The 20,263-nt window shown below is 52.4% G+C and carries 15 protein-coding genes; 8 read left to right on the top strand and 7 right to left on the bottom strand.

From position 1 onward, the window contains the following. The first annotated feature begins 91 nt into the window (after window positions 1-91). A complete protein-coding gene (locus tag ACO1NT_RS03605; protein WP_449047033.1) occupies window positions 92-631 on the top strand; it encodes a DUF2892 domain-containing protein in 540 nt (179 codons plus the stop codon). Here the strand turns inward: ACO1NT_RS03605 and ACO1NT_RS03600 are convergent, their stop codons facing one another. Continuing rightward, on the bottom strand, window positions 632-1,123 hold the full coding sequence (locus ACO1NT_RS03600; protein ID WP_449047032.1) for a hypothetical protein: 492 nt from the start codon (window positions 1,121-1,123) through the stop codon (window positions 632-634). It abuts the gene before it with no gap. Then, on the bottom strand, window positions 1,120-1,596 hold the full coding sequence (locus ACO1NT_RS03595) for a DUF4293 domain-containing protein (protein ID WP_449047031.1): 477 nt from the start codon (window positions 1,594-1,596) through the stop codon (window positions 1,120-1,122). The genes ACO1NT_RS03600 and ACO1NT_RS03595 overlap by 4 nt, the downstream gene beginning before the upstream one ends. 102 nt (window positions 1,597-1,698) lie before the next feature. Between ACO1NT_RS03595 and ACO1NT_RS03590 the strand changes: the two genes are divergently transcribed. The 3 genes from ACO1NT_RS03590 to ACO1NT_RS03580 all read left to right on the top strand — a co-directional run bounded on the left by ACO1NT_RS03590 (window position 1,699) and on the right by ACO1NT_RS03580 (window position 8,187). Further along, on the top strand, window positions 1,699-3,300 hold the full coding sequence (locus ACO1NT_RS03590; protein WP_449047030.1) for a Na+/H+ antiporter: 1,602 nt from the start codon (window positions 1,699-1,701) through the stop codon (window positions 3,298-3,300). Window positions 3,301-3,494: 194 nt separating this feature from the next. Further along, window positions 3,495-6,686 (top strand): SusC/RagA family TonB-linked outer membrane protein, encoded by a 3,192-nt coding sequence (locus ACO1NT_RS03585; protein ID WP_449047029.1) that lies wholly within the window; start codon window positions 3,495-3,497, stop codon window positions 6,684-6,686. A gap of 34 nt (window positions 6,687-6,720) precedes the next feature. Beyond that, window positions 6,721-8,187 carry a RagB/SusD family nutrient uptake outer membrane protein gene (locus tag ACO1NT_RS03580; protein WP_449047028.1) on the top strand — a complete coding sequence of 489 codons (1,467 nt, stop codon included), beginning with the start codon at window positions 6,721-6,723 and terminating at the stop codon, window positions 8,185-8,187. 17 nt (window positions 8,188-8,204) lie between these two features. Here the strand turns inward: ACO1NT_RS03580 and typA are convergent, their stop codons facing one another. Together typA and kbl are read right to left on the bottom strand one after the other, a co-directional pair. Next, window positions 8,205-10,010 (bottom strand): translational GTPase TypA, encoded by a 1,806-nt coding sequence (typA, locus tag ACO1NT_RS03575; RefSeq protein ID WP_449047027.1) that lies wholly within the window; start codon window positions 10,008-10,010, stop codon window positions 8,205-8,207. 67 nt (window positions 10,011-10,077) lie between these two features. After that, complete coding sequence (gene kbl, locus ACO1NT_RS03570; protein WP_449047026.1) at window positions 10,078-11,274, bottom strand: glycine C-acetyltransferase; 1,197 nt, start codon at window positions 11,272-11,274, stop codon at window positions 10,078-10,080. 86 nt (window positions 11,275-11,360) lie between these two features. Here kbl and ACO1NT_RS03565 point away from each other — a divergent pair, with 86 nt between their 5' ends. After that, entirely contained in the window at window positions 11,361-12,674 is a 1,314-nt protein-coding gene (locus ACO1NT_RS03565) for a nicotinamide mononucleotide adenylyltransferase (protein WP_449047025.1), read from the top strand. Window positions 12,675-12,682: 8 nt separating this feature from the next. Next, window positions 12,683-13,210, top strand: a complete 528-nt coding sequence (gene idi / locus ACO1NT_RS03560) for an isopentenyl-diphosphate Delta-isomerase (protein WP_449047024.1) — start codon at window positions 12,683-12,685, stop codon at window positions 13,208-13,210. Here the strand turns inward: idi and ACO1NT_RS03555 are convergent. Beyond that, the gene (locus ACO1NT_RS03555) at window positions 13,190-13,756 is read right to left on the bottom strand and encodes a hypothetical protein (RefSeq protein ID WP_449047023.1); all 567 of its coding nucleotides are present in this window, start codon (window positions 13,754-13,756) and stop codon (window positions 13,190-13,192) included. The two genes, idi and ACO1NT_RS03555, sit on opposite strands and share 21 nt — an antisense overlap. A gap of 178 nt (window positions 13,757-13,934) precedes the next feature. Here ACO1NT_RS03555 and ACO1NT_RS03550 point away from each other — a divergent pair, with 178 nt between their 5' ends. Next, window positions 13,935-15,485, top strand: a complete 1,551-nt coding sequence (locus ACO1NT_RS03550) for a S41 family peptidase (RefSeq protein ID WP_449047022.1) — start codon at window positions 13,935-13,937, stop codon at window positions 15,483-15,485. 13 nt (window positions 15,486-15,498) lie between these two features. On the opposite strand, the gene ACO1NT_RS03545 is transcribed toward ACO1NT_RS03550, so the two are convergent. Next, window positions 15,499-16,164, bottom strand: a complete 666-nt coding sequence (locus tag ACO1NT_RS03545) for an ABC transporter ATP-binding protein (RefSeq protein WP_449047021.1) — start codon at window positions 16,162-16,164, stop codon at window positions 15,499-15,501. Window positions 16,165-16,485: 321 nt separating this feature from the next. Between ACO1NT_RS03545 and ACO1NT_RS03540 the strand changes: the two genes are divergently transcribed. Then, a complete protein-coding gene (locus tag ACO1NT_RS03540; protein WP_449047020.1) occupies window positions 16,486-17,745 on the top strand; it encodes an MFS transporter in 1,260 nt (419 codons plus the stop codon). A 7-nt stretch (window positions 17,746-17,752) separates the two neighbouring features. Here the strand turns inward: ACO1NT_RS03540 and ACO1NT_RS03535 are convergent, their stop codons facing one another. Beyond that, the gene (locus ACO1NT_RS03535) at window positions 17,753-20,122 is read right to left on the bottom strand and encodes an FtsX-like permease family protein (RefSeq protein WP_449047019.1); all 2,370 of its coding nucleotides are present in this window, start codon (window positions 20,120-20,122) and stop codon (window positions 17,753-17,755) included. Between the last annotated feature and the right edge of the window lie 141 nt (window positions 20,123-20,263).

Raw genomic sequence — 20,263 nt, 5'->3', positions numbered from 1 at the left:
AATGTAACGACAGCCAGTTGGTAAAGCGCTGAAATAAACGGATATTTGTAGGGTTTTTAAGAAAAGTTACATCAAGTAATAATAGCGACACATGTCTAACCTCGTTCGGATTATCCTATCTACCCTTTTGTTGGTGGCTACCGTAGCCCTGTTTGTCTATGGAGAATGGGGATGGGGTATCGTCGGCATCCTCATCACCATCGTGGCATTTGTAACGGTCTTTTTCAATGAGAACATGCTCATCGCCCAATTTTACCTCCGCAAGGAGAACATGGCGAAAGCCGCCGGATGGTTGGGACGTATCAAAAACTACGAAAAACAGCTCATCCGCGCTCAGCATGGCTATTACCACCTGTTGTTGGGATTGATGGAATCGCAGAAGTCGCCCATGCAGTCGGAAAAGTTTTTCAAGAAAGCGTTGTCATTGGGGTTGCACATGGGGCATAATGTGGCCCTTGCGAAACTAAGCTTGGCAGGCATTGCCATGGCCAAACGCAACAAACGGGAAGCAACCAAATACCTCCAGGAAGCAAAAAGAGCCGACAAGAACAAGCTCCTTGCCGATCAGATCAAAATGATGAAAGACCAGATGGGCATGATGGACCGGCAACAACAGATCCGATACCGCTAGCTATTCTACTACAGCGGCCGGGAGGTAGGCTTCCAAGAACCGTCCCTCGTCTTCACTGTCCTCAAAAACCACTTTCACGACCTGTATCGCGGTGGCTTTGGCCGAGATGCCTTGCGCCGTGATCGTCAGTACGACAGGGGTATCCGGTTGTAGGAGATAATGCAGGTAATTCCGGCGGTCTTCAAATCGCATCAATACACGGCCCATCGTAAGGGTCGAAAAATAATAGGCGTTCCGTTGGTCGTCCACGAGTTGTGTGCCATACACATTCACCTTCAGTTCGCGCGATCGCTCCGACAGGTTGGTCAGCGTTAAGGTCGCCGTGGCGGTATTCGTGGCCGTGTCTATCGTATAGGCGGTAGCTTCAAACCGGATGCCATCCATGACCAATCCAATGGAATCTTGCGAGACATGGGTATCGCCTTGTTGCGCGAAAAGTACCGCGGGCACCGAAAGCAGTGCCAAGGCAACCAGCAAACTTATCTTTCTCATCCTCTTAACCGATCTGCCGATTTGACCAATTTTTCATCCTTCCGAATAGCTGCCATGGCCATGCCGAGGAAGACAATGCTGATGGGTAGCAAGAAAAATCCGACACCGATGTTCCGTGCGGAAATAAATTGCCGGGCCTCGGCCAATGCACCGCTGGCCGAAATATATAGCCAAGCACCGAACAGCAACAGCACGACGATTTCCAATACAATCAATCGAATCTGTTGTTTGCGTTCACGGAATTTAAAAATGATATACAGGGGGAACAGCCCCAACAACACCGTTGCAACGGTTTGGCCGATAAAAAACTCAGCACGCACCGCCTGGCCTTCCACGCCGTGATAGATACCGGTTACCTTCAGTGCTTTACCCATCCCCCCCAAATCGGCATATTGCAGGTAAGGAAATAGGAACAGGGCAAAAATAGTGGCCGAAGCCAAGAACAACCACACACTCTGGATACGTTGAATCATATGACCAATCACTAAATACAACGCAAACTTAGGGATTGTTGCCTTTAAAAACAAGCCCATCCGATGCCTGCTGCCGTTCGTGAAAATTCGTATTTTTACCACATGATAGAACACCAGCTCCTGCTCATACTCGCCCTATTCTTCGCCATGGCCCTGCTTTACCTGTTGAGCCAGCGCATCCCCATTTCGTATCCGATTTTCCTGGTCATCGGCGGGCTGGGCATCAGTTTCATCCCCGGCATCCCGAGTATAACGGTCGAGCCGGATTTGATATTCCTCATTTTCCTGCCACCGCTGCTTTTTGAAGCGGCGTGGTACACTTCATGGAATAGCTTTTGGCGGTGGCGGCGTTCGGTTCTACTGATGGGCTTCGGGCTGGTGTTTTTCACGTCATTGGCTATCGCTTATTTCTCGGTGAACATCATCCCCGGTTTTACACTGGCACTGGGCTTCCTGCTCGGCGGCATCATCTCGCCGCCCGATGCGGTGGCCGCCACTTCGGTACTCAAAGGCCTGAACATGCCACGACGGGGGCTTACGATTTTAGAGGGCGAAAGCCTGGTAAACGACGCGGCTTCCCTTACGGTATTCCGGTTCGCGCTGGCTGCCGTGGTAACGGGGCAGTTTGTCATGCAAGAGGCAGCCACCGAATTCGTGGTCCTCGCGGTGATGGGCATTTTCGTAGGGTTGGTGATTGCCCACATCCTCTATCTCGTCCTCCGCTATTGGGCGAAATCATCGAGCATCACCACACCGATTACGCTTATTGCCCCCTATCTGATGTACATTGTGGCGGAAGAGTTGGAGTGGTCGGGTGTATTGGCAGTCGTGAGCGGAGGGCTGTTCCTTTCGTTCCGTTCCAAAGATTATCTCAATTACCACACCCGCATGCAAGCCAAAGAGGTCTGGGAAACGGTGGGTTTTCTGCTGAATGGCTTCGTGTTCATCCTCATCGGTTTGGAACTACCCGTCATCGTGTCGGCGTTGGGTGATTATTCCAGGCAGGAGGCCATCCAGTATGCTTTGTTGATATCGGCCATGGTGATCCTTATCCGGATTGTATTGGTTTACGCAACGGCGTTCATACCCCGTTGGCTTAGCCCCAATATACGGCAGCGCGAGCGAAGCCCCGGATTGAAACTACCGTTCATCGTTGGATGGGCGGGTATGCGTGGTGTCGTATCATTGGCATCCGCACTCGCTATTCCACTCGTCATCAATGGGCAACCTTTTCCCCATCGGAACCTGATCCTATTCATCACCTTTGTGGTGATTCTGGTAACCTTGGTCTTCCAAGGGCTTACATTACCGCTATTTATCCGCTGGCTCAAGGTACAAGAGATCGACGAGGTGGTGCCGATCGAGGACCAAATGGAATCCATCCGATTACAGTTGGCCAAAAAAGCGGTATCCCATCTCAATGCGCATTACGCCAACGAAATGAACCAACACGAAACGATTGCCCGAATCCGCGAACAGTTCGTCCGTAGCATACAGGCCACCGAATTGGCATTGAACGAAGACGTGAAGAAAGAGGAACTCGCTTCGGTACGGCGGCTGCAAAAGAAAATAGCATTGGAACTGCTCGAACTACGCCGCGCCGAGTTGCACCGGATCGGCGAAGAAAAACGGTACGACGATGAGGTTATCCGCGACCTGGAGAACAACCTCGACTTGGAGGAAGCGCGCCTCAACAAGCGTTGATTCCCTTTTTGTTCGGATTAACCGTGGATCATACCGCCCTTAGCAAAACATTTTAAAACAAAACCCATTCTACCACTGTATACTATCATACCCAGCATACGTTGAAACAAACACATACTTAACTCCCAAATCATAGATTGGGCATAAATCAAACGAGTATGATGGTGACTGTTTGCAGGCGAATGCTATTCTGTGTGAGTTGCAGTACGCTGTTTTTCAGTAGCCCTTGCCTGGGCTATTCCCTTATCTTTTCGGCCCCCGGCCAAGTATCGCTTCAACAAGACACCGTCTCCCCCGATACCATCGTAAAGGATACCGCGGGACAAGACGCCACCCGACAGGACACGGTGGGACGGGTGATCAAGGGAGTGGTGGAGGACATTGCGAAGAGGCCGTTGGCAGGCGTGACCGTCCGTATCAAGAACACTGCTATCAAAACGCAGACGGATGAGCAGGGCGCCTACGTAATCAAATCGCAAGCCGACACCACGGCGATGCTCCTTTTCTCGATGATGGGTTTCGAGCCCTTTGAAATACCCATGAGCATTGCCGACGGCCAGACCGTCACATTGCAACCGCAGGATGCCGATGCCAACGTATTGGAAGAGGTGGTGGTTATCGGCTATGGCACGGTGCGAAAGAAGAACCTCACCGGATCGGTGAGCTCGCTCCGCGGCGATGCTTTCCAGCAGCATGCCATCACCAACACGGAAGACGGCATAGCCGGTAAAATAGCCGGTGTACGGGTGAGCCAGGGCAGTGGTGCTCCCGGCAAACCGGCAAACATCAAGATCAGGGGGCTAAACTCCGTTACGGCCTCCAGCAATCCGCTTTATGTGATCGACGGGATTCCACAGGACCACATGCGGAACGTAAACCCGCGGGATGTTGCGTCCATCGAAGTGCTGAAAGATGCTTCTTCCAGCGCCATATATGGTGCTCGGGGTGGGAATGGCGTGATTGTGATTACCACCAAATCGGGCATGGAGGGAGACACAAAGATTGACTTCAACAGCTATGTCGGGTTTCAGGAGGTGGATCGCTTTTTACCCATGATGAACACGCAGGAATACACCGCTTATATCCGGTACTTGCGTGATTCCAGGTTCCAGCAAACCGGTGGTGATCCGGCCGCGCCGGTGTCTGCCCGCCCGGCCGAATACCAGTATCCGGATAACTACCTTCATCCATCCGAGTTGCCCAATAATAATTGGCAGGATGTGGTGTACCGGCGGGCCCCGATGCAGAATTATGCACTGGATGTATCCGGGGGTGGCAAAATCGGCACTTTCCGGGTGTCGGGTTCGTATCTCAGGCAGGACGGGGTGATGCACCATACGAGGTTCGAACGGTATAACTTTCGCGCCAATACCTTGTTCAACATTGGTGAGCAGATCAGGCTGGGCGCCAACGTGGCCACGTCTTTCAACCTGATCGACGACCCCGAAACCGATGGCAAGGAAAGCAACGCGCACTATGCGCTGGCCATGCCACCGGTCGTCGGCATCGACCAGAACACGGAAGAGGCTGGCTATTCCCCCGCACAGACTTATGTAAATCCGCTGGCCCGGCTCCGCGAGATGACCGCCCGCGCCAAGGCCAATGAACTCCAAATAAATACCTTTGCCGACTACAACCCGGTGGAAGGGCTTACCCTGCGCACCCAACTCGGCTATATCGGTTCGCATGCGGCCTACAATGAATTTACGCCGGCAAATGTAAACAAGGGCGCGCAAGCCCAGGGCTATGCCTCCAGTACGGACAACTATGTGTTCAGCATCCAGAACACGGCTACGTACCGGCCCGACTGGGGTGAAGACCACGTGCTGGAACTCCTCCTGGGGCAAAGCTATGAGCACGCACGCCAAGATTTACTGGCTGCCGCAGGCGACGGCTACGCCAACGACCTGATTCCGACGTTAAACGTAGCCAACAACCCGACACTGGCCAGTACTTCCATCAGCGAGAGTGCCACTACCTCGTTTTTCGGACGTGCCCAGTATTTCTTCCGCGACCGGTACCTGGTTTCCGTCAGTGCACGCTACGACGGGTCGTCGCGATTCGGACCCAACAGCAAATGGGGGTTGTTTCCGGCGGCATCCATTGGGTGGAAAATCAATGAAGAAGCTTTTCTCCAAGACGTGGAATGGCTTTCGCTGCTGAAAATAAGGGCATCGGTGGGCAAGGCCGGCAATGACCGGATCGGCAACTATGAGCATATTTCACTGCTGGGAAGGCAGGATTACAACCTCAACGGAAAGCTCGTAACCGGTTTGGTGCCCGATAATATCGCCAATGAAAACCTGAGCTGGGAAACCACCCTATCGCGGGATGTTGGACTGGATATCTGGTTGCTCGACGACCGCATACAGGTGACTGCGGACGCGTATTTCAACCGGACGAGCGACCTGCTGCTCAATGTGCCGATTTCGCGCATAAGCGGTTTCTCCGCAATACGGCAGAATATCGGCGTGGTGGAAAACAGGGGTATCGAATTGCAGGTTACGTCGCAACATATAAAAACGGACGATTTCACCTGGACCACGACCATCAACTTTTCCAGAAATAGGAACGACGTACGCTCGCTGACGCCGGGAATCGACCGACTGATCATGTTGACCACCCTCAACGACTTCAATGCCTATACCACAGCGGTAGGGCACCCCTTGGGTAGCTTCTACATGTATAAGACCGATGGGGTGCTGTTGCCCGCAGACTTCGACGAAACCGGCGCACCGCGGGTGCCCATCATCAACGGGCAGCTGGAAGGGAACCTCAAGGTCGTGGACATCAACGGCGATGGACAGATCAATGAGCTGGACCATACGATCGTCGGGAATCCACAGCCCGATTTCTTGTGGGGGCTATCCAATACCATCACTTTCAAAGGGTTGGACCTCAGTTTCGACATCCAGGGCCAACGGGGTGGCGATGTGTTTTATCTCGGCAGGCGCGGATTCAACAATGGCCTCGGCGAGGGAACGAACCAGTACCGCGACTGGCTGCATGCCTACAAACCTGAACGGTTCCGTGCGAACATTCCGACAGGGATCAACATGGCGTGGGACGGTGAAACCCCCAGCGTGGTAGGCGTTAACCCGGCGTATAACGATACGTGGATATACGATGCAACGTTTGTACGGATACGGAACATCACCCTGGGTTACCATTTTACATATGCTCTGTTGAAAAAATGGAATGTGCGCGATATCCGGCTATTCGTGATGGCCGACAATCTCCACACGTTCACGAAATATCCCGGTGCCAACCCGGAAGTCAACAATGCGGGTGGATCCGGGGCGGGCGAAAACACCCGGCCCGCAACCGATTACGGCGGGTATCCGCTATCCAAGCGGTTTTCCCTGGGCATAAACGTTTCCTTTTAGCATAACAACACCGGTCATGGAAAAATCCTCAACGATGCAATCGACTAATCGGCTAGCGGTACTGATAACGGCAGCAGTGATCTTAGCCAGCGGGTGTACCAAAGAGCTGGAACTCACCCCACAGTCTACCTACAATACGGAAGATTTCTATCAAACAGCAAGCGATTTCCGGCAAGCGCTATTCGGTGCCTATGGGGGGTTGCGTTCGGTGCATGGATTCGATTATCCGATGATGATGGAAAGCCTCAGTGACAATGTAAACACGTTGCAGAACACCACGAACAATCCCCTTGCCCGCTTTGGCTTCACGGCCGGGGATGACCGTATCTTCGGTGTATGGGCCGCCTATTGGACCGTCATCAACCGGACCAACAATATATTGGACCAGATCGATGGCGGTGATTTCCAAAATGAGCTGGTTCGGACCATCATGCGCGGGGAAACACGCTTTATCAGGGGTTACTGCTATTTCCAGCTGGGCTGGATCTTTGGCGGTATGCCGATCATCGACCGGCGCATGAGTGCCGAGGAGACCACTACCGTACCGCGGGCAACGCAAGCGGAAACCTTCGCGTTTGCTGTTGCCGACCTAATGGCCGCTGCCGAAGTGCTCCCCGACCACCAGGGCGGTGATAACCTGGGGCGGGTTACCAAGTTCGCGGCAAAGGCCATACTGGCCCGCCTTTATTTATACATGCAAGATTATGAATCTGCCAAACCACTGCTCGAGGAAATCCTGGCGTATGATGGCCTCCGGCCATACGATACTTTTGGTGATTGCTTCCTCAATACCCGCGACAACGGGTCGGAGCACGTATTCCAGATCCAGTATACATCCGGAATGAATAGCCAGGGTAATCCATTGGTGTACTCACTTGTGCCCGAAAACCTACGCTCCGAATTGTTTCCCCAAGGTGGGCGGTCCACGTGGATTGCTGTTTCGAATGATTTGTATAACGCTTACGACACGGCAGACGTGCGGCGCGACTTCACCATCCAAAAAGGGTACACCGGCAGCAACGAGGTGGTGGACAGCCTCACCTTACTGTACGTCAAGTATGCGCATGGCACGGTGCCGCCCAACAAGGAAGACAATGATGTCAATCTCTCCATCGTCCGCATTACCGACGTGCGGTTGATGTATGCCGAGGTGTTGAATGAATTGGGGTATGTAGCCGATGGTGAGGCGTTCGCGCTACTCAACACCGTGCGTTCGCGCGCAGGATTAGGCAGCCTTTCGTCATCGGACGCCCCCGACCAGGGAACGTTCCGTGAAGCCTTGTTCAGGGAAAGGCGGCTGGAATTGGCCGGCGAAGCATTGCGCTGGTACGATATCGTACGCCAAGGTCCGGAAAAGGCTACGGAAATTATGGGTGCGTTTCTGGCAAGGCCCGAGGAAGGTGGTGGGCAGATTACCTTCGAACCCCACTACCTGCTCCTGCCCATCCCGGCAAGTGAGTTGAGGACCAACCCCATATTAACACAAAACCCCGGTTATTAGCCGGGGTTCGATATCGGTTATTGGAATTTCTTCGCGTTTACCTTCCGCTCGTTTTCCGTGAGGTAAATCTTGCGGAGACGGATGCTCTTCGGGGTCACCTCGATGTATTCGTCTGCCTGGATATACTCCATCGACTCTTCGAGCGAAAACTTGATGGCTGGGGCAATACGCACATTGTCATCACTGCCCGATGCCCGCATGTTGGTCAGCTGCTTCCCTTTCACGAGGTTGACAACCAAGTCGTTGTCGCGGATATGCTCACCCACAATCTGCCCTTCGTAGACATCTACACCGGGGTCCACGAAGAACCGCCCCCGATCCTGTAGCTTATCTATGGAATAGGCCGTCGTCTGCCCCTTTTCCATCGACACCAACACGCCTGCCAATCGTCCGGGAATGGTCCCTTTCCAAGGTTCGTATGCTTTGAAACGGTGGGCCATCACGGCCTCACCAGCCGTAGCGGTAAGCACATTGTTGCGCAAGCCTATAATGCCGCGCGCCGGAATGTCGAACTCAAGGTGCTGCATATCGCCTTTGGTTTCCATGACCAGCAGTTCGCCTTTGCGCTGGGTCACGAGCTCAATCACCTTGCCCGATACTTCGGCAGGTACATCGACCACGAGCGACTCAATAGGTTCACACTTCACGCCATCGATTTCCTTGACAATGACTTGTGGCTGGCCAACTTGTAGCTCATAACCCTCACGGCGCATGGTTTCAATCAGCACGGACAAGTGAAGGATACCCCGGCCATACACCAAATACGAATCCGGCGAATTGGTCTGGACGACCTTAAGGGCAAGGTTTTTCTCCGTTTCTTTATATAACCGTTCCTGGAGGTGGCGCGATGTGACAAATTTACCTTCCTTGCCGAAAAACGGCGAGTTATTGATGGTAAAGAGCATGTTCATCGTCGGCTCATCGATGTGGATGACCTCCAACTGCTCGGGATTCTCGAAATCGGCTATGGTGTCGCCGATGTCGAACCCTTCGATGCCGACTACGGCACAGATATCGCCGGCCTTTACTTCCTGAACCTTCACGCGGCCGAGGCCCTCGAAGGTATGCAGTTCCTTTACACGCGATTTCACGATCTTGCCGTCGCGCTTCACAAGAGAAACCGGTTGGTTTTCGCGGATGGTACCACGGGCTACGCGCCCAATGGCAATCCGGCCCACGAAAGAAGAATAGTCTAGTGATGTTACCTGCATCTGTAACGTCCCTTCCTGATAGGGCGCGGCAGGGATATGTTCCAATATCGCTTCCAGCAACGGCGTAAAATCGTCGGCCGGCTGTTTCCAGTCGGTCGCCATCCACCCTTGCTTGGAGGAGCCGTACAATACCGGAAAATCGAGTTGTTCCTCGGTAGCGTCCAAGTTGAAGAATAATTCGAATACCGCTTCATATACTTCGTCGGGGCGGCAGTTTTCCTTATCGACCTTATTGACCACCACAATGGGCTTGAGGCCCAGTGCGAGTGCTTTCTGGGTGACGAAGCGGGTTTGCGGCATGGGGCCCTCGAATGCATCGACCAACAGGATGACACCGTCGGCCATTTTCAATACGCGCTCCACCTCACCGCCGAAGTCGGCGTGGCCCGGCGTATCGATGATATTTATCTTGACGTCTTTGTATTTTACGGCCACGTTTTTGGAAACGATGGTAATGCCGCGTTCACGTTCGAGGTCGTTGTTGTCTAGTATGAGTTCGCCGGCTTGTTCGTTCTCCCGGAAAAGGTTGGTAAAATGGAGGATTTTATCCACCAAGGTCGTCTTACCATGGTCGACGTGGGCGATAATGGCAATATTTCTGATTTTCTGCATCCCGTACGGGTATTTTAAAATTGAGGGTGCAAAGGTATGGAAAATCTACGGAAATCTACGGACTTTCTTATTTTTTGTCGATTACCCCCAGTTCCTTACCCACTTTGGTGAATGCCGCAATGGCACGATCCAAGTGGTGCTGCTCATGGGCTGCCGAGAGTTGTACGCGTATGCGGGCCTTCCCTTTCGGCACGACAGGGTAATAAAAGCCGATGACATAGATCCCTTCGGCCAGCATCCGGAAGGCAAATTCCTGCGCCAGCGGCGCATCATAAAGCATCACGGGCACAATGGGGTGTACACCCGGTTTGATGTCGAAACCGGCCCCCGTCATCTTTTCGCGGAAATATTTCGTGTTGTGTTCCAGCTTGTCGCGCAATGCGGTCGTTTCGCTGAGCATATCGAGTACGGCGATGGATGCGCCCGCGATCGCGGGTGCCAGGGTGTTCGAAAACAGGTAGGGCCGTGAGCGCTGCCGCAGCATGTCCACGACTTCCTTCCTTCCAGCGGTGAAGCCGCCGGAAGCGCCACCGAGGGCCTTACCGAGCGTGCCCGTGATGATGTCCACGCGATCCATCACACCGTGCAGTTCGTGCGTACCACGGCCCGTCTTGCCGATGAATCCGGTGCAATGCGATTCGTCGATCATCACCAGCGCCTCGTACTGGTCCGCCAAATCGCAAATCTTATCCAACGGTGCCACGCTGCCATCCATCGAGAATGCGCCATCGGTCACGATGATCCGGTGGCGGGTATCTTTCGCGGCTTTAAGCTGTGCTTCCAAATCGGCCATGTCGCAGTTCTTGTAGCGGAACCGTTGGGCTTTACACAGCCGTACGCCATCGATGATCGACGCATGGTTGAGCTCATCGGAGATGATGGCGTCTTCGGCACCGAGCAACGGCTCGAACACCCCGCCATTGGCATCGAATGCCGCGGCATAAAGAATGGCATCTTCCGTGCCCAGGAATTCGGAAATTTTGGCCTCCAATACCTTGTGGATATCCTGCGTGCCGCAGATGAAGCGCACCGACGACATCCCATAGCCGTGGCTATCGATGGTTCGTTTGGCGGCCGCGATGACCTTCGGGTGGGACGAAAGCCCCAAATAGTTATTCGCGCAGAAGTTGATTACTTCGTCGCCACTTTCGATGCGGATATCGGCACCTTGGGGGGTTACAATTACGCGCTCCTCTTTATATAGGCCAGCATCTTTGATGGCTTGGAGTTCTTGCTGCAATGCAGGTTGGAGGGTTTTATACATAAAAAAGGTATTCGTTCGTGTGCTGGGTCAAAAGTCGAAAATTAAATCGCTAATTCAAAATCGCCAGCAATACCTATCTTTGCGGCATGGCAAGGGAAATCTACGAAACCAAGCGGAAGGCATTAAAAATCAATCTCAATGATAAGATATACGGCACGTTTGCCGAAATCGGGGCCGGCCAGGAGGTAGCACGGAATTTTTTCAATGCCGGCGCGGCATCGGGCACCATTGCCAAAACGATATCGGCCTATGATATGGCTTTCAGCGATGCGATCTACGGCGCGGAAGACTCCGGGCGATATGTAAGCCGCTCGCGCCTGCGGAAAATGCTGGAGCATGAGTACGAGCTGCTCACCGAGCGGTTGGTAGGTGAGAAATACCATCAAAAACGCCTATTTGCTTTTGCCAATACCGTATCGGCACTCAATTTCAACAAAACGAACGAGCCCCACGGCTGGATCGGTCTCCGTTTCCAGCATGAGGTGGGTGGCGCACCCAATGATATCATCTTCCATGTGCGGCTGTTGGATAGTGACAACCTGCTGCAACAGAAAGTATTGGGCATATTGGGTGTCAGCCTCGTTTTCGCAGCATATTATTATACCCGCGACGTACAGACGATGATCGAGTCGTTGGCGGACAACCTTTCTCCGGGATCGGTGGAAATAGACCTGGTGAAAGTAAACGGACCGGTTTTCGAAGGCGTGAACGAGCGGCTCATCAACCTGTACCTGATCGCGAAAGGGTTTTCCAAAGCGGCTATTTTCAATCCCGAAGGTTTAGCGTACCAAAGCAAGGATTTCCTTTACAAAAAGGACATCATGATTTTACGTACCAAATACCGGCAGCGGTCCAACCCCAACTTTGACCTGTTCAATCTGGGGATAGCCCAGTTCAAACGCAACCTGGGTATCAAGGACGATAACCTCGTGGTCATGATCGAGGTACTGATGACCAATGTACTCGACCGCGCGCCCCAATTCACTCCGGAAGATCTACAGTATTTTGCCGGACGGGCAGAATACCTATGCAGTACCGGCAACCACATCCTGGTGTCTAACTTCACGCGCAACCATTACCTTGCGGAGTACCTGGCACAGTTCAAGCCGCGCAACGTCGGTATTTCCACCAACATATCGAACCTGCGTAATATTTTCAACTCCAAACAATATACGAAGGGCAATTATACGGATGAGCTCCTATCTTACGTCAGCGGGTTGTTTAGCAAGAATGTCAAACTATACGCGTACCCCTACCTTCAGAAACAGCAGAACCAAATCATCACTACGTCAAATATGCCCGTGTCGCCCGAAGCACGTCCGTTATTTGAGTTTCTGGTAAAAAACAACTATATTATCGACATCGAAGACTACGACGAACGGCACGTGAAGACCGTGTGATTTGAGGAATGGAAGAACGGGTTATATTGGTGGATAGCCAGGACAGCGAGACAGGCGCGATGGAAAAGCTAGCGGCCCACCGTGAGGGGCTGTTGCACCGTGCCATCAGCGTTTTTATCTTTGATGGGCAAGGGCGCCTACTACTCCATCAGCGGGCCACGCATAAATACCACAGTGCAAACTTATGGACCAATACCTGCTGCAGCCATCCCCGACCGGGCGAAAACGCAAGCGATGCGGCCCACCGTCGGCTGCGCGAGGAGATGGGCATGGAAGCCGATCTTTCCTTCGCCTTTACGTTTCAATACCGGGCGGTGTTTGACAATGGCCTGACGGAACACGAATTAGACCATGTTTTTGTCGGACGCAGCAACGACTTACCTTCCCCCAATCCGGCCGAAGTAGCCAACTACCGCTGGTTGAGCCAACCGGATATCGAACACGATATCCGCCTCCACCCCGAAACCTATACCGAATGGTTTAAGTTGATTTACCAACAGGCGTTTGCGAGTTGGTCAATTCAGCCGCTTCATTAACTGTTCTTCCACGGCCTTATACACCTGTAGGGGTTTCTGTACCCGCCAGTTCAGATCGTCGAGGGCACCGCCGAAGTTGATGAAATAATCGATGTTGCTCGACTTAAACTCTTCGACCACATGGTCGCGGAAATTGACACCTGCAATCCATCCATCTTCGATGTCCTGGAACCATTCTTCGTAATAACAATCATCCGAGGCGTGGAAATTCAATACGTTTTCACCGATGACAATAAACTTATGGATACCGGCATCCACCATGATGTCGATCACCTCCCGTTTGAGCAGCATGATGTCGTTATAAATGGCGTCATTCCATTCGCCGATCAGCTCGATGATGGCATAATTCCGGGAATAGTCGGCAAACAGCACCTTGAGATACAAGGTGCTGGAGCCGAAACTATCCCATTGAGGGTGCAACAGGAAGTTATAAACCTGCTTATCAAATTCGAACTCACTGTATTCCACGCCGTAAAACGGGGACTGCTCATCTTCCGAAGCGATGTAATCGTCCCTCCAGCGGTAATATGGCTCTATCTCGTGCATCGCTTTCGCTAATTTTCCCAAAAGTCGGAATATTACATGACAACTTTATACTTGGTCACCCAAAACGAGGTGGAAATATTGTAAATTTTACGTGCTGGGCGTGAAAAATGCAGAAAACTGTTTAATTTAGCATCTGTTATCTTAGGATATGCGCAAGGGTACAAAAAGGAATCTGTTGGTGGCAGCCACATATGGCGCCGTCCTGTTTTTGGGATTGTTGCTCGGGCAAAATTTTGCCGATGAAAACTCCCTCACAGGCCGAAACACGTTGCTGCCCTTGAGCATTATTGATCATTCGGGCAAGTTACAGCGCCTGATCGATCTGATTGCCGACAATTATGTGGATAGCATTGGCATCGATGATTTGCAGGACCTGGCCATCGACGAGATCGTGGCGCAGTTGGATCCACATTCCGAATATCTTCGCCCGAACCAAGCCCTCCGGCAGCATGAAACGTTAGAGGGTAGCTTTGAGGGCATCGGTATCGAATACTATATCCTGAACGACACACTGATGACCGTGGGGCTTATCCCTGGCGGCCCCGCCCAACAGGCTGGCATGCGGGTAGGAGATAAACTGCTGGCCATCAATGGCGATACCATCGCAGGAAGCCCACTCTCGAAAAAAATGCTGGAAAAGAAAATCCGTGGCCGCCGCGGCACCGCTATCGAGATTGCCATACACCGCAATGGCGTTGACCTGCCATTGCCATTGAAGGTCATGCGCGACCGCGTGGAAATGAGCAGCATCGACGCAGCCTACCTCGTGGATAGCGTTACGGCCTACATCAAGATCAGCCGGTTCGGCGCCCGTACGGCCGAAGATTTCGAGCGATCGCTGCGGCACCTCAAAAAACGGGGTGCGCAACAACTCATATTGGACCTGCGTGAAAATGGTGGGGGCTACTTCAACGCGGCGACGGCCTTGGCCAGTCACTTTTTCGAGGACAAACAGCTGATTGTTTATACCGAAGGGGCGCATGAGCCACGCGTCGATTATTATTCGAGCGCCGACGGCCTATTCGGCGACGGTGAGTTAGCGGTACTGATTGATGAAAATTCAGCTTCCGCAAGTGAAATTGTCGCGGGTGCCATCCAAGACCTCGACCGCGGCGTTATCGTGGGCCGACGGTCATATGGCAAGGCCCTGGTACAGGAGCAGTTTGGGTTTGGCGATGGTTCGGCGTTAAACCTCACTGTCGCGCGGTACTACACCCCGTCGGGACGATGCATCCAAAAGTCGTACGACGTCCGACCGGATAGCCTCCGCCATACCGCCCAGCTTCCCTTGTTGGGCCATTCCGATACCACGGCTTACACCACCACGTCGGGCAAGCGCGTATATGGTGGTGGGGGGATATCACCCGATGTGGTGGTGCCGGCAGACAGCAACCGCGCCAGCCTATTGTACCGTAAGATAAGACAGGCCAACTTCATCGAAACATACGTATATGGCCGGCTGACAAAATCGGTGCCCACCTATTCTGTTGAAAATTACCTCAAAGGCTATTTCCTACCCGAGGCCGAATACAAGGGTTTTTTGCAGTACATCCGTGAGCGCGGCATGGAATACAGCGCAAGTGAAGCCAACACCGTGAAATCGATGGTGCGCTCGGACATCGAAGCCCTCTTGGGGCGCTATTATTTCGGTAGTGAAGCCTTCTTCAAGGTGAAGAACCGCTCCGATGAGGTGCTTGCCCAAGCACTGGTTGCGCTGCATGGCGAGTGACCCCAGCCGTAAATTACTTCACGATCTGGCCGTCGAGCAATTCAACGATGCGGTTGCCGTATTCCGCATTCTTCTCCGAATGCGTTACTTGCACAATGGTGACACCATCTTCTTCGTTGAGTTGCTTGAACAGGTTCATGATTTCTTCCCCTTGCTTGGAATTGAGGTTGCCCGTCGGCTCATCCGCCAGCAAAAGCTTAGGTGTGGTAGCCAATGCACGGGCTATGCCCACCAGCTGCTGCTGACCGCCCGAAAGTTGCGTGGGAAATAGATCTTTCTTGCCCACCATACCGAAGCGGTCGAGCAAATCGGCCACAATGGCCTTGCGCTCACTGCCTTTTAGGTTTTTGTAGATGAGAGGGGTCTCGATATTTTCATAAACGGTGAGCTCATCGATGAGGTGATACGCTTGGAAGACAAACCCAATGTACTGCTTGTACAGGGCAGCACGTTGCTTCTCCTTCAGTCGCAACACGCTATCGTCCATGAGCAGGTATTCGCCTTCATCGGGCTCATCCAATAAACCGAGGATATGGAGCAGGGTGGATTTGCCCGACCCCGAAGGCCCCATAATGGATACGAATTCCCCTTCATCAATATGAAGATTGATGTCTTTCAGTACAAATGAGCGCGTTCCGCCCACGTTATACCACTTGAATATATTAGTTAATTGAATCATTGTCCTCCGATGCTCCGTGTACGTCTGTTTTGCTGGTCACGCTCAAATATATTAATTACCCTGTATAACCAGGCAAGCTTATGCCAAAATCCATCCATTATTATAACAAGCTAATGGACAGTCGGCTACATAAAAGCAAAACCCGCGGAGTGTCCGTTTCCGAACAACTGATTGTCCGATTCCGGACACCCGATCACCGCGCACAGCCGTGGCTATATCAAGTTTATATCATTTTTTGATAAGGTTTCACGCACCCCATGAAATACATCAGAAAATGACGTACCTTTGTGTCCGTTTTACACTAAGTAAAACCATAACGATATGCAATTGAAGAAAAGTTTACTTGCGCTTTTATTTGGTGGTTTGGGCATCGGCATCACCGAGTTTGTGATGATGGGTCTGCTGGAAGAGATTGCCCTTGATCTAACTATTGATATTCCCACCGCGGGTCATTTGATCGCGGCATATGCCGTCGGTGTCGTCATCGGGGCGCCCCTGCTGGTAGTGATTGCCGGCAAATACCCGCCCAAACGCATCCTTATCGGGCTGATGCTCCTATTTACGCTCTTCAACGCATTTACCGCTTTCGCACCCAGCTATGCCTCGCTTTTGATCTCGCGGGTGCTCGCAGGTTTGCCACATGGTGCCTTTTTCGGTGTGGGTTCCGTGGTGGCCAGCCGCTTGGCCCGACCGGGTAAAGAAGCACAGGCCATTTCCATCATGTTTGCGGGCCTCACCATTGCCAACCTCATCGGTGTGCCATTGGGCACCTACATCGGCCATCATTTCATGTGGCGGTATTCGTTTGCCATCGTGGTACTGGTGGGCTTCATCACCCTATTGGCATTGAAGTTTTGGATGCCCGATATGCCTGCGAAGCAAATGGCCAGTGTGAAGACACAACTGCGCTTTTTCAAGCGGAGAGAAGCTTGGCTGATTGTGGGCATGATCGCGATCGGCACCGGCGGTCTTTTCTCTTGGTACAGTTACATTTCGCCCTTGATGACCAAGGTAGCGGGGTTTTCCGAGTCGTCCATGACCTACATCCTGATGTTGGCCGGCCTTGGTATGTTTTTCGGCAATCTTCTGGGGGGCCGTTTGGCCGATCTCGTCTCGCCAGCGAAGGCTTCTGTTATGTTGCTTACCGCCATGGTGGTAGCCCTGGTCGTGCTGCATTATTTGGCGGTTTATCCGATGCCGGCACTGGTAATGACGTTCCTTTTGGGCGGCACATCCTTCGCGTTGGGTGCCCCCATACAGATGCTCATGATCAACACCGCCAAAGGGGCGGAAATGCTGGCCGCTTCGGTGAGCCAGGCGAGTTTCAATATCGGGAATGCACTGGGCGCCTTCTTAGGCGGCTTGCCCATCGCTATGGGCTACGGCTATGCCTCGCCGGAGTGGGTGGGCGCGGCCATGGCCGGGGGCGGGGCATTGTTTGCACTGGCCTTCATCCTTCACCAAAGGCGGAATGCCCGTGTGGCAGCGGTGCCCAGTGCCATTGAAACCATCCTCCCAGCTGAGCGGCTGCCGGCAGCCGAACCGACCACGATGGCCGAAGAGCCCGAACCGGTCTGCTAGGGACCCACTACTCGTCCCGCAGCGAATCGACGGGATTTGCCCGTGCCGCACGTACCGACTGGTACGCCACGGTAAACAGGGCGGTCAGTAATGCGGCCAAACCGGTCAACGCAAATATCCACCAATGTACGGTGATGCGGTAGGCGAACGTGGCAAGATATTGATCTATCAACAGGTAGGCTATCGGAAGCGCTATGAGATTAGCCGCCAGAAAAATCCGGAAAAACGGCCTGTTTAGCTGCATAAATAGCTGGCCTACCGAGGCCCCCAACACCTTACGGATACTCATTTCTTTCTGGCGGATGCTGATGCTGTAGGCTGACATGCTGAACAGCCCCATCATGGCAATGGCGATGGAAAGCACCGTAAAAGCACTGAATGCCGACTCCAGCTGTTCCTGTTGGGCATGCAGTGCGGCGTATTTCTGGTCTACAAACTCATAACGGAAATGCTCACCGTCGAGCCGATTAATGGACTTCCAGTCTTTTTCCAACGCGGCAAGCGTTTGTTGTGTTGTGCCGGGTTTGGTTTTTACGAGGATCTCCGTTTTATGTTGCCCGCAGGCGTTTCGTATGGAATACACGGCGGGACGTACCGACTGCTGGAAACCGGCAATCTTGCTGTCCCTCACTACGCCTACAATCTGGAAGTCCACATCACAACCATGGATGATCTTCCCAACGGGGTTATCAATGCCGAAGGCACTTGCAAAGCGCTCGTTCACCAATGCACCGTTTGTGGAATCGGCAGCAAACGCTTCGGTAAAGGACCGCCCATGCAGCATGTCCATCCCCATCGTCTCCACATAGTCAAAGTCTACTGCGAGATGGTCTACCTTTCGTATATTGTCTATATAGGTAAATTCTCTTTCCGCAGGCGGTACACCACCTGGCACACTGGACGCCACCGTTGCGGAAACAACGCCCGGATACGCACGCATGCGATCACGAAACGGTTTGAAGTCCGCCGGATTGTTTAATAGCATTAAGTTTTTGATGTATACGACTTGCTCGGGATCGAATCCTTTGTCGCCTTCCCGTATGTAGTCCAATTGCTGGTTAAGTACGAACATGCCGGAAATAAACACCATTGCAATAACAAACTGAAAGGTTAGTAATGCATGGCGAAACCACGCCGTGCGATGGCTGGTCTGGAAATTACCTTTCAGGATACTTACCGGATGGTAGCCCGAAAGTATAACAGCGGGATAACTGCCCGATACCAACGCAGTAACCGAAGCTGCAAGTAATAGCTGCCATGCGATTTGGCCATCTGTAGCAAATGACGCCAAGTCATATGCAAACCATTTCTGCAAACCATTTCTACATAGCACCACCAACCCCCAGGCAACTATTGCAGCCAGCAGGCATTGTACAAATACCTCGCCCATAAATTGCAATGTTAATTGGGGCCGCCCTACGCCGAACACTTTTTTGAGGCCGATTTCTTTTGCCCGTCTATTGGCCTGCGCAATCATCAGATTGGCAAAATTGATACCCGCCAGCATCAGGATAACACCCGAAAGAATGGCTAAGGCCCACACCGTAATGTATCCGGTATTGGAACCGTGCTTAGGGCGCAAGTGCAGGTTTTTCAATGGATCGAGATAGGTGTCGCCCTTTGCGAAAGCCGAGGTAACCACATGGTGTTGGGACGAGATCTCCTGCTTATATACCTGTGCTATTTTTTCCGTCAGCTGAGCAATGTCTGTGCCGGGCTGCACCTGAATATAAGTACGGTAAGGCAGGGGGTCTCCATGGTTGTCTCCGGCTAGATCCGGCTTTAGAAAAAGGGCCTCGTACGTTAAGTTGGACAGCCCGTGTTTCTTAGTTGACCCGTGGATGTGATAGCTAAGCATACCGCTTGGATCCATCATTATCATTTGCGGTTCGAACGACTCCGCCTCCTCTTTCGGAAACAGCCCCTGGAAAATTTCGGGAGCAAGCAGGTTTACCTCTGGCGTCACGGAATCATTTAACGACAAACCGATTGGTTCAATGCCAAACATCCGTGCAATCGTCAAATCGGCGGCCTTCCAATCGTTTACGTAGATTTGCCCATCGTCACTGATAAAAGGCAGCTCATAGGGAAAATAAGACACCCGTCCCACTTCCACGACCTCCGGCAGCTTCGCTTTGATGGCATTGGCCAGTGCCGGCGGCGTCAAGTCAGTGTTCGTCCCCTGGTAAGTAAGTCCCACCAAATAAATATGCTCATAGTTTGGATTCCAGCGGTCGTAGCTCGTCTCACGGTTGATATACAGGTATGCCAGGATAAACCCCGCGAAACCCAATGCCAGTCCAAGGATATTCAGCGACGTAAACAACTTCGACCGCCATACGTTCCGCCACGCAATCTTCAGGTTATTCAAATTCATGGTTATCCGTTTTATATAGGATAAGTTGCACATGCAATTTCCATAAACTTATCCCGATGTATTGCACGACAACGCTGCACCAAATTCATTACCAAATAGTTAACCGGTTGTTTTTCAGATAAGCGAGAAGCATAAGCCTCA

Source organism: Parapedobacter sp., from assembly GCF_053550995.1.
Note: the sequence above shows the minus strand (reverse complement) of the source record. Positions and strands in the feature narration are given on the sequence as shown.